The organism is Actinopolyspora lacussalsi subsp. righensis (genome assembly GCF_900116555.1).
In the GTDB taxonomy this organism is placed as follows: Bacteria; Actinomycetota; Actinomycetes; order Mycobacteriales; family Pseudonocardiaceae; genus Actinopolyspora; species Actinopolyspora lacussalsi.
In genome coordinates this window covers 1-14,418 of the sequence record NZ_FPAT01000003.1, presented here as the reverse complement: position 1 = coordinate 14,418, position 14,418 = coordinate 1, and the positions used below count along the sequence as shown (strand labels likewise).

11 protein-coding genes and 1 rRNA gene are annotated in these 14,418 nt (G+C 67.7%); 6 read left to right on the top strand and 6 right to left on the bottom strand.

Annotation, left to right across the window (positions count from 1 at the left end; all coding sequences use genetic code 11):
- Positions 1-32: 32 nt before the first annotated feature.
- On the bottom strand, positions 33-926 hold the full coding sequence (gene panB, locus BM394_RS06155) for a 3-methyl-2-oxobutanoate hydroxymethyltransferase (RefSeq protein ID WP_207227186.1): 894 nt from the start codon (positions 924-926) through the stop codon (positions 33-35).
- A gap of 205 nt (positions 927-1,131) precedes the next feature.
- On the opposite strand from panB, the gene BM394_RS06150 reads away from it, so the two are divergent.
- Positions 1,132-1,965 (top strand): arylamine N-acetyltransferase family protein, encoded by an 834-nt coding sequence (locus BM394_RS06150; protein ID WP_092976190.1) that lies wholly within the window; start codon positions 1,132-1,134, stop codon positions 1,963-1,965.
- 93 nt (positions 1,966-2,058) lie between these two features.
- Here BM394_RS06150 and BM394_RS06145 read toward each other — a convergent pair whose 3' ends face one another.
- The 4 genes from BM394_RS06145 to BM394_RS06130 form a co-directional block, all read right to left on the bottom strand.
- Positions 2,059-2,685 (bottom strand): MFS transporter, encoded by a 627-nt coding sequence (locus BM394_RS06145; protein WP_139235156.1) that lies wholly within the window; start codon positions 2,683-2,685, stop codon positions 2,059-2,061.
- 104 nt (positions 2,686-2,789) lie between these two features.
- The gene (locus BM394_RS06140) at positions 2,790-2,978 is read right to left on the bottom strand and encodes a DUF397 domain-containing protein (protein ID WP_092976187.1); all 189 of its coding nucleotides are present in this window, start codon (positions 2,976-2,978) and stop codon (positions 2,790-2,792) included.
- Between the two features lie 62 nt (positions 2,979-3,040).
- Positions 3,041-3,238 (bottom strand): DUF397 domain-containing protein, encoded by a 198-nt coding sequence (locus BM394_RS06135; RefSeq protein WP_092975236.1) that lies wholly within the window; start codon positions 3,236-3,238, stop codon positions 3,041-3,043.
- Positions 3,228-4,103, bottom strand: coding sequence for a helix-turn-helix domain-containing protein (locus BM394_RS06130; RefSeq protein WP_092975233.1), 876 nt, complete (start codon positions 4,101-4,103; stop codon positions 3,228-3,230). The genes BM394_RS06135 and BM394_RS06130 overlap by 11 nt, the downstream gene beginning before the upstream one ends.
- Positions 4,104-4,228: 125 nt before the next feature.
- On the opposite strand from BM394_RS06130, the gene BM394_RS06125 reads away from it, so the two are divergent.
- The gene (locus tag BM394_RS06125) at positions 4,229-4,654 is read left to right on the top strand and encodes a hypothetical protein (RefSeq protein ID WP_092975230.1); all 426 of its coding nucleotides are present in this window, start codon (positions 4,229-4,231) and stop codon (positions 4,652-4,654) included.
- A gap of 177 nt (positions 4,655-4,831) precedes the next feature.
- Here BM394_RS06125 and BM394_RS06120 read toward each other — a convergent pair whose 3' ends face one another.
- On the bottom strand, positions 4,832-6,607 hold the full coding sequence (locus BM394_RS06120) for an NAD+ synthase (protein ID WP_092975227.1): 1,776 nt from the start codon (positions 6,605-6,607) through the stop codon (positions 4,832-4,834).
- A gap of 87 nt (positions 6,608-6,694) precedes the next feature.
- Between BM394_RS06120 and BM394_RS06115 the strand changes: the two genes are divergently transcribed.
- The 4 genes from BM394_RS06115 to BM394_RS06100 all read left to right on the top strand — a co-directional run.
- Complete coding sequence (locus tag BM394_RS06115; RefSeq protein WP_092975224.1) at positions 6,695-8,272, top strand: alpha/beta hydrolase; 1,578 nt, start codon at positions 6,695-6,697, stop codon at positions 8,270-8,272.
- A gap of 171 nt (positions 8,273-8,443) precedes the next feature.
- A complete protein-coding gene (locus tag BM394_RS06110) occupies positions 8,444-9,787 on the top strand; it encodes a glutamine synthetase family protein (protein ID WP_092929120.1) in 1,344 nt (447 codons plus the stop codon).
- Between the two features lie 50 nt (positions 9,788-9,837).
- Positions 9,838-13,641 (top strand): hypothetical protein, encoded by a 3,804-nt coding sequence (locus BM394_RS06105; protein WP_092976184.1) that lies wholly within the window; start codon positions 9,838-9,840, stop codon positions 13,639-13,641.
- Between the two features lie 611 nt (positions 13,642-14,252).
- A 16S ribosomal RNA gene (locus tag BM394_RS06100) occupies positions 14,253-14,418 on the top strand; the annotation flags it as partial.

The following is a 14,418-nucleotide window of genomic DNA, read 5'->3' as shown; positions in this document are numbered from 1 at the left end:
ACCACCTCTCGCCCGGGAGGGTGGTTCTCGAATCAGTCGAAGCTGTGCTCGGAGGTGGGGAACTCCCCGTTGCGCACGTCGGAGGCGAACTCGCTCGCGGCCCGTGCCAGCTCGTTCCCGATCTCGGCGTAGCGCTTGACGAAGCGCGGGGTCTGGCCGGTGTTGAGCCCGGCCATGTCGGTCCACACCAGCACCTGGGCGTCGCACTCCGGGCCCGCCCCGATTCCCACCGTGGGAATCTCCAGCTCGCCGGTGACCCGCTTCGCGGCGTCCGAGGAGACCATCTCCAGTACCACCGCGAAGGCCCCGACGTCCTGTAACGCCCGTGCGTCGGCGAGCAGGTTCTCCACCTGGTCGCCGCGCCCCTGCACGCGGTAACCGCCGAGACCGTGCTCGCTCTGCGGAGTGAACCCGAGGTGGCCCATCACCGGTATCCCGGCGGAGACCAGCGCCTCCACGTGCGAGGCGTAACGGCGCCCGCCTTCCAGCTTGACCGCGTGCGCCCCGGCCTTCATGAACATCACGGCGGTGTGCAGCGCCTGCTCCGGCGACGCCTGGTAGGAACCGAACGGCAGATCGGCCACCACCAGCGAGTGCTCGGCGGCCCCGGCCACGGCCCGAACCAACGGCAGCAGCTCGTCGACCGTGATGGGCAGCGAGGACTCGTAGCCGTACACGGTGTTGGCCGCCGAGTCACCGACCAGCAGCACCGGGATGCCCGCCTGGTCGAAGATCCGCGCGGTGTAGGTGTCGTAGGAGGTCAGCATCGCCCAAGCCTCGCCACGACGTTTGTACTCGCGCAGGTGGTGGATGCGGGTCCTGCGGCGCGGCGCGGTAGCACCGTAAGGGGCCGAGGTCTCGGTACCGGCGGCGTCGCCGGTGGCGGTGTGCGCCCCGGCGGCGCTCGGGGTGTTCTGTTCGGACATGTTCATCCTCTTCCTCGCGGCCCGCACTGCGGGTCCACGGGCTCGTAACGGATGCTTGTCCCCCAACAGTGGCACGGTTGCCGTTCCGGTTCGACAACTTCTGGCGCACGTCACACCGGTCCGCCGCTATTCCGGCGCGGAGCGGTTTTCCCGGGCGGCGAAACTCGTTGACTTCCAGCACGCTCGAAGTGTGAGTTTCGATGACATGACGACGATCGAAGCGCAACATCTCGATATCGACGAGTGGAGCGTCGCCACTGTCTCGGTGGACGACTACCTGACCAGGATCGGACAGTCCGAGCCCGCTACCCCCTCGGTGGCGGCGTTGCACGCCCTGCACGAGGCGCACGTGCGCACGATCCCGTTCGAGAACATCGACGTGCTGTTGGGCAGCCATCCCGGGCTCGGGCTGCGGGAGATCCAGCACAAGCTGGTGGGCCGCAACCGTGGCGGTTACTGCTACGAGCACGCCCTGCTGTTCGCCGCCGTGCTCGAACGCCTGGGGTTCACCGTCTCCCGGAACATGGCCCGGGTGCAGCCGCAGCGTCCCGGCCCCTACAGCCACATGATGCTGCTCGTCTGGTTCGACGAGGGGGCCTATCTGGCCGATGTCGGTTTCGGCGCCGGAGTTCCACACCCCATGCCGCTGCGCGACGGTGCCGAGGTCGACCAGTACGGCATCCCGCACCGGCTGAGCCACGACGGTGCGTTCTGGTACCTGCAGAAGTGGACGTCCGAGGGATGGGAGTCGCTGCACGCCTTCCAGCCGATTCCCAGCCGGGCCGTGGACTACGAGGTGGCCCATCACCACACGTCGACCCACCCGAACTCGCCGTTCGTGGGCAAGCCCGTGGTGATGCGGCCGGAGCGCGAGGCGACGCGCAAGCTGCTGGGCGACGAGCTGGTGGTGGAACACGCTTCCGGTGAGGTGGAGCGGACCCCTGTTCCCGGTCACGAACTGGGGAAGCGACTGCGCGAGCTCGACGTCGAACTCACCGAGCGGGAGCTGTCCGCACTGCGGGCCAAACTGGGGGTGTGAGCCGAGTTCGACCGCTTCGCGGTACCCCCGAGTGCGCGGCGATTTCGCGAGAAATCGACGCGGGCCGAAGGGAAACGGCACTCCGTTCCGAAGTCACCTGGCCGAGGGGTGCTGGTTCTCCTCCCGGATCTCCTGCCGCAGCCGTGGTTGGAAGCGTTGCAGCCCCTCGTCGACGATCGTGGCGGCCGTCTTGTTCGGTCCGAGCGAGAGCCGGTAGTGCGGTTGGGTCTCCCCGCCCCGAAGGAGGTGTTCCAGTTCCGGGTGGCGTCGCGGGAAGTCGTGCCCGGCGGGGTAGAGGTCCACACGCACCCGTGCCGAGGAGCGGCCGAACCTCGAGGGTGTCCATTTCCGGTGCACCTCGACCCCGGCCAGTTCCTGCCAGCGGATGGTGAAGGGTCGGCCGCGCGGGTCGTGCCAACGGATGCCGGTGTGTTCGAGCACCAGTTGCTGCGGTCGGGAAATCACGGGCCACAGCAACGCTATGAGCACGACCACACAGACCAGCGCGGCGCCGAAGATTCCGGAGAACACGCGCGCCGCCGCTGGACCGTCCACGTTGTTCGTGATGCTCCCGAGCAGCACGAGCACCCCGAACGGTCCCAGAACCAGCGCGCCTACCAGTGCGTTCCTGCGCAGCCGCTTGCCGAGGTCGAACACGGCGGGAGTGATCCCCGGTGCGGGCGGGTTCGGGCCGTCCGGTTGTTGTCGCTGGGATGCCACGATTCGGCACCGTAGCGTACCGAAGAACGTTCGAGCAGGCGTTTTCGGATTTTCCCGGGAGTGACCGGCCGGGTCGGACCCGGCCGGAGTTCTCCTGTCCGTGATCAGCCGCGCAGTGCCCGAAGGAAGGCGTTCCACCGGTGCGATCCGAAGGCGAGTGTGCCCGCCGCGCGGTTCTTGGTGTCGCGTACTTCGGTGGTCTGGCCGGTGAAGCGGACCTCGACGCAGCTGTTGTTGTTGCCACCGCTGTAGCTGCTGACGAACCAGTCGGAAGCGGTCGGTTTCGTGGACATGCTCGAACTCCTCGAACGGTCCTGATGGGGATCGTTTCGAAGCATGACCTGGCCGCTCGGGATCACGCCATGTTGTCGGGCAGAGTTCGCACGAAGGAGTTCCACTGCCCGCGCTCGAAGGCGAGTGTTCCCGCCGCGCGGTTCTTGGTGTCGCGCACCTCGGCACTATGGCCGGTGAAGCGGATCTCGACACAGTTGTTGTTGTTGCCACCGCTGTAGCTGCTGACGAACCAGCCTGATTCGTGCTGCTCAGAGTTCATTGTCCAGCTCCTCCAGGCGTTTTGTGATGTACGTTCGTGATTCTTCAGGTCCCAGTGCTACCGCTTTGAGGCGGTCGAATGCCCGTGCGCACTCAGCGATGTCCTCTTCGTCCACGAGATACACCCCGGCACCTATGAAGGTCGGCTGCTGGACTATATCCGGTGCGATTCCACCAAAGCGCAGTATCTGCAAGGGCCCACCAAGCAGTGGATGGTCCACTATGTCCAACGGTGCCACCTGAATCACGAGGTGCTCGTGTCGCTCGATCAGGTCGAGCAGGTGACCGAGTTGCTCACGGAGTACCTCGTTGTGGCCGATGGGCCGCCGTAGAGCGGCCTCGCCGATCACGAACCACATGTAGGGCGCGTCTGATCGCTTCAGAAGTTCCTGGCGGTCCAGCCTGAACTGGACTCGTGCTTCTACATCTCCCGGTTCACCACCGGTACTCGCCGAGCGTGCCGTCCGGATCAGGGCCCGGGCGTAGCTCTCGGTCTGCAGCAGGCCGGGGATCAATTCGCTGTCCGAATAGTAGATCTCGGTGGCGTCCTGTTCGTGATCGCTCAGCCTGCGAAACGCACCGGGAAGCGTGTCGGAGTACATCCTGCGCGGTTGACGTTGGCGAGCGAGCTGCGCCAGTTTGCCGATCTGCGTTCGTGACTCCTCCGGTGCGTCGTAGAAGTCGAGCAGCGCTTCTATCTCCAGCACCTTGAAGGCCCGCTCACCACGCTCCACGCGGCTTATCTGGCTGACGTCGCACTCGATCGCCGCGGCGGCGTCCCGCTGCTGTTTGCCCGCGGCTTCGCGGAGCCTGCGCAGTTCAGCCCCAAGCTGCCTGCGTTCGATCGTTGCCCGAGGTTTGCCCATCTCCGAAGATCACCCATTCAGGGCCATGTGGTGTCGTCAAATGTCAGCTAGATTTGAAACGTAATCAACCACACACTGTCCGTCCGACACGGGCAGTCTATCCAGCCGGTGAGGAGAGGATTTCCGTGCGTTTCGGCTACACCCTCGAACACGGACCCGCGTCGCTACCCCTCGGCGCTCACGACCCGCTGATCACCAGTCTCGAAGTGGATACCACGAACCGCGATCCCGAGTCACTGCGAGCGGAACTACGGGACTGGGCGGTCGCCGAGCTCGCGCACGGCGACTTCGAGTTCGGCCTCTACACCGCCGAGTTCGGGGCCTGGCGTGCCACCAACGGCACCGGCCACTACCTGCGGGTGCTCTACCTGGTCTGGAGCGGCGAGGAAGTACTCACCTCGTACACCGAGGACAGCCCGGTCAACTTCGCCGGAGTTCGGCTGCTGACCGCGCAGGCCGACGCCTTCGAATCGCTGCTCGCCACCGAACGACGGTCCGAATCCCGCGCCGACCGGCGAACGGCATCCGCATCGCCCGCCCCGGTGGGATGATGCCGGGAAACCCCCCGACGGGATTACGGTCGGCGTCGATTTCGCGAGAAATCGCCGCGCCAGTACGGCGGTGCGGCCCCGGCTGTGTCAATTTCTCGCGAAATCGCCGGGACGGTGGCGAGAGCCGTGCGAGAGGTTCCGCCAAGGATGAGGCCCGTCAAGCGGAACGGCTCCGAGTCATTCGGGCCGCGCCTCGCGCCACCGGTTCGTCACGGGCAATCGCCGGTCCCGCCCGAACGCCTTCAGCGTGATCTTGGTGCCCGGTGGGTACTGCCTGCGCTTGTACTCCGCCCGGTCCACCAGTCGCAGCACCCGCTCCACCAGCTCGGCGTCGAAACCCTCCCGCAGCAGGTCGTCGTAGCTCTTGTCGCCCTCGACGTAGCGGTCGAGTACCTCGTCGAGCAGTTCGTACGGTGGCAGCGAGTCCGTGTCCACCTGGCCGGGTCGCAGCTCGGCCGAGGGTTCCTTGGTTATCGAGCTCTCCGGGATCGGCGGCGTCTCACCGCGTTTCTCGGCCTCCGCGTTGCGCCAACGCGCCAGCCGCCACACCAGCGTCTTGGGCACGTCCTTGATCGGCGCGAACCCGCCGACCGCGTCGCCGTAGATCGTGGAGTAGCCCACCGCCAGCTCGGTCTTGTTGCCCGGGGCCAGCACCAGGTGCCCGTGCTGGTTGGACAGCGCCATCAGCGTGATGCCCCGGCAGCGTGCCTGCACGTTCTCCTCGGCCAGTCCGGACAGTCCCAGCTGGTCGACGAACACCCGGACCATGTCCTCGATCGGGTGCACCTCGAAGTGGCAGCCGATCCGCTCGGCCAGCTCGGCCGCGTCGGAACGGGAGTGCTCCGAGGAGTAGTGCGAGGGCAGCGACACGCCGTACAGCCCGTCAGCTCCCAGTGCGTCCGCGCTCAGCGCCGCGCACACCGACGAGTCGATACCACCGGAGAAGCCGAAGGCCACCGATTTGAACCCGTTCTTGCGCAGGTAGTCCCGCAGTCCGGTGACCAGCGCCCACCACACCTCGGCCTCCTCGGCCAGCGGCTCGGTGATTCCCTCGTTCTCCTCGGGCTCGTAGGCGGGCAGCGGATCCGGACTCAGCGTGATCCGGTCGACGTGGAAGGCGGGCAGCGCGCGCGGGCGGAAGTGCAGCGGTGTTCCCTGCTCGACCGGTTCGGGGGACACATCGGTGGAGGTGTGACCGCCCGCGCTGAGCTCCAGGTCGCGCACCAGCAGGTGCTCCGCGAACCGAGGGGCGCGACTCAGCAGTTCCCCGTGGTTCGTGGCGATCATCGAGTCGCCGTCGAAGACCAGCTCGTCCTGCGCGCCCACCATGTTCACGTAGGCCATCGGCGCCCCGGCCTCGGCGGCGCGGCGCACCACAAGCTGGGTGCGCTCGTGGTCCTTGGCCCGCTGGTACGGCGAGCCGTTGACGCAGACCACCGCGTCCACCCCGACCTTGCCGAGTGCCGCGATCGGTCCGCCGTTCTGCCAGATGTCCTCGCAGATGACCACGCCGATGTCGAGACCGTGGAACCGTACGATCGGCAGGTCGTAGCCGGGGGCGAAGTAGCGCGCCTCGTCGAAGACCCCGTAGTTCGGCAGGTGGTGCTTGAAGTAGGTGCTGACCACCTCGCCGCCGTGCAGCAGCGAAGCCGCGTTGCGCACCCCCTCGTCATCGCGGTCCAGATGCCCCACGATCACCAGCGCCTCGCCGCAGCCCGCGTCCCGCAGCCGCACCGCCAGCGACTCCAACTCGGCGCGGTTGGCCGCCGCGAACGACTTGCGCAGCGCCAGGTCCTCCACCGGATAGCCGGACAGCACCATCTCCGGGAACGCCACGACGTGCGCCCCCTGCGCCACGGCTTCCTCGCTGCGTTCCAGGACCAGCGAACTGTTACCCGCGATATCGCCCACGCAGGGGTTTACCTGGGCCAGAGCTACGCGCAACTGCGGCATGTCCCCCATCCTCGCTCAGTGACGCCGCGCACGTTCGCCGGGGCGACCCATCGTGCGGTTTCGGTGTCGCGTGTCACGATTCCGCGCATGCTTCGCCCACGAATCGTGGTCGCCGCTGTCGCTCTTCTGGGGGTCACGACGGCGTGCTCGAACACGCAGGATTCACAACAGCAGCACAACGAACCATCCGGTGAGCAGAGCTCCACCGCCGAGCTGCGGCACTACTACCAGCAGTCACTCGACTGGGAGGGCTGCGAGTCCTACACCACCACGCCCCGCACGGAGAAGCTCTTCGGTGCCGAGGGGCTGGAATGCGCCCGGCTGACCGTGCCGCTGGACTACGACCAGCCCGACGGCGAGACCGCGAAGATCGGGGTGCTGCGCCGGTCCGCCTCCGACGAGCAGGCGCGCATCGGTTCGCTGGTGTCCAATCCGGGAGGGCCGGGCGCCTCCGGGATGGCCTCGGCCGCCGCGCGGATCTCCAGCGTGAAGGGGACCGAGCTCGGCGAGAAGTTCGACCTGGTCGGCTTCGACCCGCGCGGCGTCGGGGCGAGCACCCCTCGCGTCGAGTGCCTCAACGCCGCGGAGAAGGACACCGCTCGACTGAACTCCGAGGTGATCACCTCCGACGGAGCCGTCGAACGGATCGAGGAGGAGAACCGCCGCTACGCCGAGAAGTGCGCCGAACGCAGCGGTGAGAAGTTGCTGGCCAACGTGGGAACCGCCAGCGTCGCCAGGGACATGGACGTGCTGCGGGCCGCGCTCGGTGACGAGAAACTGACCTATCTCGGTTACTCCTACGGCACGCTGCTCGGCAACGAGTACGCCTCCCGGTTCCCGGACCACGTCCGGGCCATGGTGCTGGACGGCGCCGTGGCGCCGGGCGAGTGGGACCAGACCGAGACCAACCTGGAACAGGCCGCCGGATTCCAGCAGGCCTTCGACTCCTTCGCGCAGTGGTGCGCCAGGCAGCAGCGCTGCGCGCTGGGCGGCGATCCGAACAGTGCGGTGCGGCGGTTCCACGAGATCACCCGCCCCCTGATCGACAGTCCGGCCGCCACGAGATTCGACGGGAGGAAACTGTCCTACGAGGATGTCGAGACCGGCCTCGTGCAGGCGCTCTACACGAAGCAGTACTGGAAGCCACTCAACGCGGGACTGTCCCGGCTGGCCAACGGCGACGGCTCGGTGCTGCTGCGACTGGCCGACCTCTACCACGGCAGAGCCGAGGACGGTTCCTACTCCAACATGATGGCCGCGCACCAGGCGGTGGTCTGCGTGGACGCCAACCGCATCGGCGGCAGGCAGCAACAGCGCGAACTCAACCGGAAGTACCGCCAGGCCGCCCCCTTCACCGACGACGGTCAGCCGGTCAGCTCGGCCCGCGGCCGCTGTGCCTTCTGGCCCGTCCCGGAGACAGGTGACAAGCCGGAACCGCGCCCGGGGAAACTGCCCGACACGATGGTGATCTCGACCACCGGAGACCCGGCCACGCCCTACGAGAACGGGCGAGAGCTCGCCGACGCGCTCGGCGGGCGGCTGCTGACCTACGAGGGTGAGGGGCACACGGTTTTCCTCGGCGACAACGACTGCGTGAACAAGGCAGGGACGCGCTACCTGGTCGACCTGCGGGTCCCCGAGCAGGGCAAGCGCTGCTCGGCCTGATCGAGGTTTTCCGGTCGGGACCGTGCCCGCCTTGCCGGAAGCTCCGCACCGACAGTCCCGCGCCGACCCCCGCTCCGAGCGGGGCTCGGCCACGCTGTCGGCGGACGTGCCCCACCCACTCGTGACCGAGCGGGTGGGGCACGAACCCTCCCGGACGCTTAGGGTGCGGGCATGGATCGTCAGCAGGAGTTCGTGCTCCGCACTCTGGAAGAACGCGACATCCGCTTCGTGCGGCTGTGGTTCACCGACGTTCTCGGCATTCTCAAATCGGTGGCCATCTCGCCCGCCGAGCTCGAAGGTGCCTTCGCCGAGGGGATCGGTTTCGACGGATCCGCGATCGAGGGGTTCTCCCGCATCTACGAGTCGGACATGGTCGCCAAACCCGATCCGGCGACCTTCCAAGTGCTGCCCTGGGAAACCGCCGACGGCGAACACTACTCGGCGCGGATGTACTGCGACATCACGATGCCGGACGGATCGCCCTGCTGGGCCGATCCCAGGCACGTGCTCCGGCGCACCCTCTCGAAGGCGACCGAGGCCGGGTTCACCTGCTACGTGCACCCGGAGATCGAGTTCTTCCTGCTCAAGGATCTGCCCGTGGACGGCAGCGAACCCGTGGCCGCTGATTCCGGCGGGTACTTCGACCAGGCCAGCCACGACGCCGCCCCGCACTTCCGGCGCAACGCCATCGAGGCGCTGGAGGCGATGGGGATCTCCGTCGAGTTCAGCCATCACGAGGGCGCCCCCGGTCAGCAGGAGATCGACCTGCGCTACGCCGACGCCCTGACCATGGCCGACAACGTGATGACCTTCCGGTACACGGTCAAGGAGGTCGCGCTCACCCAGAACGTGCGGGCCTCGTTCATGCCCAAACCGTTCAGTGAGCAACCCGGTTCCGGGATGCACACCCACATCAGCCTGTTCGAGGGCGACCAGAACGCCTTCTACCACCCGGAGAACCCCTACGAGCTCTCCGACACCGGCCGGGCCTTCGTGGCCGGGCTGCTGCGGCACGCCAGGGAGATCAGCGCGGTTACCAACCAATGGGTGAATTCCTACAAACGCCTCGTGGTCGGCGGTGAGGCGCCCACGGCGGTCTGCTGGGGCCACGCGAACCGCTCCGCACTGGTGCGGGTGCCGATGTACTCGCCGGGCAAGTCCTCCTCCCGGCGCGTGGAGATGCGCAACCTCGACTCCGCTTGCAACCCCTACCTGGCTTACGCGGCCATCCTCGCCGCGGGGCTGCGCGGTGTGGAACAGGGCTACGAACTTCCCCCCGCGGCCGAGGACGACGTCTGGTCGCTGACCGAGAGCGAACGCAAGGCCGCCGGATACCCCAGCCTGCCGCAGAACCTCAACGAGGCGCTGTCCGAGATGGAGAACTCGGAGCTCATGGCGGAGACGCTCGGCGAGCACGTGTTCGACTTCTTCCTGCGCAACAAGCGGGCCGAGTGGAACGCCTATCGCAGCCACGTCACGCCTTACGAGCTTCGCACCCTGATGCCGATGCTGTGATCCGGTCGGGGAGTGCCGACCTCGAAGCCTCGACGGTAGGTTCAGGACTCGTGAACGATCCCCTGGACCACTCCGAATCGAACCAGTGGCCGTCCGCCGATCGGGAAGGGCTCGATTCGGCGGACGAGTTCGTCGATGAGCCTGCCTGGCCCGCCGAACTGCCGGAGGACGAATCGACTCGGCCCGCCGGTGACGGGAACGAGTTCCCCGCCCCGCACGGCTGCACGGTCGCCCGGCACGGTCAGCTCGCCGGGGCGCGGGTGCTGCGTGACTCGTTCCTGCGGTGCCACCCCGGCGGGCGGTTCACGATCCTGCTGCTGGACTTCGGCACCGACCTCGAAGCCGACCTGCGGGAGGAGGTCAGCACCCCCGCCGACATCGGTATCGACGATGTCGAGTTCTCCCGGCTGGCCACGGCCTGCGGCGGCGAACCGCTCAACTCGGTCGTGCTCCCCGGCCTGCTCGCCCGTCTACTGCGCTCCGAACCACTCGTGCTGTATTTGTCGCCGGTGGTCCGGGTGTTCGGCTCGTTCGGGGAACCGCTCGCCGCACTCGACGACGAAGCGCCGTTGGGCCTCGCTCCCCGGGTGATTCGCCCGTTGCCCGCCGACGGGCTGCGTCCCGGGTCGAGGGATCTGGCTCGGGCGGGCTCGTTCGATCCGAACCTGCTCGCGGTAACTCACGGCGCGGAACGGGTGCTCGACGAGTGGGCACAGCGGGTGCGTGCCGAACCGGACGCCGCGGCCGAGTTCTTCGAGGGGCTGCCCGCCATGGTCGAACACCGGGTGCTGCGCGACCCGGGTGTGGGGCTGTCGGTGTACAACGCCGGGCAGCGCGAGCTCGAAACCTCCGACGGTGCATACACAGTGGATGGTTATCCGCTGCGTACCGTCCACTTCGAGGGGTTCGAACCGCAGCGCCCCTGGTTGTTCTCCGCGGAGTACTCCGATCGCCCCCGGGTGCTGCTCTCCGAATCACCGCCGCTGGCGCAGTTGTGTGCCGGTTACCGAAACGCGCTCGTCTCGCGGGGAATGACGAGCGAACGCGCCTCGCCGTTCGACGAACTGCCCGATGGTACGGTGCTGCCGACTTCGCTGCGCGCCGCGTACCGGGCCCAGTGGCTGTCCGCCGAGTCCTCGGGCGATCCCGTCGTGCCCAGTCCCTTCGAACCCGCCGGGCCGGAACGTGACCCGTTCGCCGAGTTCCTGGAGTGGGCGGGCAGCCCCGCCGACGAGCAACAGCGCGCTGCGGGGTGCTCCCGGTGGGACTTCGCCCTGTGGCAGGACGACCAGGTGCTGCGGCGCGACTATCCGCTCCCGTTGACCGACGACGCGGCCGCGTTCCGCGAGTGGTGCGCCGGGGTCGGGGTGGCCAGTGGGCGCGTGCCCGCCCGGTTGGCCCGGAGCAGGGGAACCGACGACTCCGAGATGACCGACCAACTGGGGGTCGCGGTCGTCGGTACCGGACGGCTCGCCGAACTGGTCCGGCTCGCCGTGCGCACCTCCGGCATCCCGAACTCGGACGACGCGCGCTATCCCGTCGTGCTGCGCTGCGATCCCTCGGTGCCCGTACCCGCCGGGCACCACCTCATCGACATCCGGCCGGACGGTGGGGCCGACCCGGCCGACACTACTCCCGCTTCCGGCGAACCCACCGAACTGTGGGCGCTCTCGCAGGCAGGCAGGCACGCGGCGCGCCACGTGGGAGTGCAAGCCCGCGTGCTCGCGCTGCCGTTCCCGGAGCGGGAGCCACCGGAGCCCGCCATTCGGCAGGCCGCGCGGGAGCGCCTCGGGATCGACGAGGAATTCGTCTTCGCAGCCTTCGCCGACCACGCCGAGGAGCACCGCGCGAACGTGCTCGGCCTGGTGACCGCTTTCGGCGCCGCGTTCGGCAGCCGCACCGACGTGCGGCTGGTCGTGGCGGTCAGCGGCGCCGCGGAGCATCCCGAGGCGGCGGAACGCCTGCGGTTGGCCACCACCACCGACCACCGGATCCTGCTGCTGGAGCGAGACGACGCCGAGGAGACGGTCCTGTCGGTCGCCGACTGCGCCGTCTCCCTGCACCGGGCGGACGGCGGTGTCGGCGGCGACCGCTACGCGTTGCGAATGCTGCACGCCGCGGGGTGCGGGATTCCGGTGATCACGGTGGAACAGGGGGCGGTCGGTGAGCTGTTCGGCTCGTCCGGCGCGGTGCTGGTGGGATGCCACGGCAGTGGCGAACCCGACGTGGAGTCCGCCGCTGCCGCGCTGACCTCGGCCGCCGACGATCCCAGTGAACTCCAGCGGTTCGCCGTCGGGGCGGGGGAACGGTTGTCCCGACAGCTCGCCCCGGGCAGGGCGGGCGAACAGCTGCGGGAGCGCGTGGAGGCGGCCTACCGCAACTGGCGGGCCAAGTGGGCACGCGACCAGCACGCCCCCGACGAGGACCCGTTGCGTCCGCTGCTGATCGCCCGTCACGCGCTGCACCGCCCCCCGGAAGTGGGGATGGGTGGGCGCAACGCCGTCACACCCGCGTTGCGCAAGGCCGTGCTCAAGGCGTTGGGCCACTACGACGAGCACATTCGCGACATCATTCGCTCATTGCTGGACGGGGTGGAGAAAACCTCCTCCGAACTGCTTCGCAGGCAGCAGGAACGCGCCGACGACCTCGACATCAACGCGGTACGCGCCGAGCTCACGCAACTCGCCCAGCGACAGGAGCAGCTCGGTTCCCGAGTGGCGGGAGCCGACGACAGCACGGTGCAGGCCCGAACCGAACTGGCCGAGCACGACCGCAGGCTGCGCGGGCTGGAGGAAACCGGCGATTCGCTCGGTCAGCGACAGCTCTCCGAGCTCGCCGAGCGCATCGACAGCCTCACCGGGGCGGTGGAGCGGACACTGGACCGGGTCGACCGGCTGGAACAGCGGATCGAGGAGTCGGAGAAGAGCCAGCAGGAACAGCTGGAGAACGGGTTGCGCCGCAGCGCCCTGGACATCGACAACGCGCTGCGCGGTACCGACGCGTTGCGTCGCATCGTGCTGCGGGAGCACGAACGCAACAGCGACACGGCACACCTGCCCGGCACTCCCGTGGTGTGCGAGGCGGGACTGCTGCGGTTGCCCGCCGATGACACCGTGATGCTGCCGTGGCTGTCCTCGCACCACCGCTGGGACGCCGAGGTCTCCGCCCTGATCGACTCCCTGCTGGAGCCGGGTGGGGTCTTCCTCGACGTGGGTGCCTACGTCGGTTACCAGGCGGTCCGCGTGCTCGGCAGGCTCAACCACACCGGGCGTGTGATCGCGGTGGAGCCGGATGCGGTAGCCCGTGAACTGCTGGAGCACAACGCGGAGGTCAACGTCACCGAACGGCTCAGGGAACGGCTCACCGTATTGGACGGCGCGGCCTGGGACGACGACGGTGAACTGCTCGGGTTGCCCGCGGGGACCGGAGGAGTGGAAGTGACCGCTTCCGAGGGGGCGGGTGGGCAGGCCGTTCCGGACGCGCGTGCTTCAGTCGTCCGGTTGCGGGGGGCGCGTCTCGATGGGGAGCTCAGCAGCGAGCACGGGATCGGTGAGCGCAACCTCTCCGTGGTGCACGTGGATGTCGGATCCAGGGTGCATCGGATCCTGCGCGGGCTGGACGGACTGTTGCGGCAGCACCGCCCTTCCGTGGTGTGCTCGTTCACTCCCTCGGGAATACGGGCACTGGGCGACGAACCGAGCGGTGTGTTGGACGAGTTCACGTCCTGGGGATACGACATCGTGCCGGTGGGCAGGAGCGAGCCGGTGGCGCCGGAGCAGTTGATGCGGGCGATCGGTGCTTCGGAGACGAGCACCGTCAAGTTGTGGCTGCGACCCGAGCCGAACACCGAATGATGCCCGGGGCGATCGAGTGGCCTCGGGCGATCGAGTAAATCCGGGTCAAGGGAATGAACTCGACGTCGAGCACGTTGCGGTCGTGTCCGCGGCTCATGGGCGAGTCGTGTCCTCGGGAACCGCGGTTCACGCTACAAGGGTGACCCCCTGTTCGAGTGAGCTGTGGTGGTGGGCTAGGCTGTAAGAACAAGTGAACAGGAGCCCGCAGGGTTTCGAACGGGCCGGAACGGGCGGGTTGACACCGCTAGCCGGGCCGAGTAAAGTAACTTGGTGCTCCCGACGGAAAGCTGTCGAGGGCGACTCCGGTGCTTGGCTGATCCGGGTTCTGCTTGGATTCGGACCCCCGGTCTACGGGGTGAACAGCCGGGTGCTAGAGTAAAAACAGAAGCAATCGGGAAGAGCCGGAAAGTTTCGGTCCTCTTGATTGTTCGGATCCGCCGCGTGGGTGGTGGGTGTGTTCTTTGAGAATTCAACAGTGTTTGTGCACGCGTGTGTGTGTTTGTTTCTTGTCTTTTTTGCTTTGAGTATCAATGCGCATCACGGTTGGGTGGCCCTGTGAGGGGTTGCCGGGTGTGGTGTGGGTTGTGCTGGGGTTTGATTTTTTCCATGCATTGTTGGAGAGTTTGATCCTGGCTCAGGACGAACGCTGACGGCGCGCTTCACACATGCAAGTCGAGCGATGGCACCGGTTTTCGGATTGGTGTGCAGAGCGGCGGACGGGTGAGTAACACGTGAGTAACCTGCCCTGGGCGTGGGGATAACCCTGGGAAACTGGGG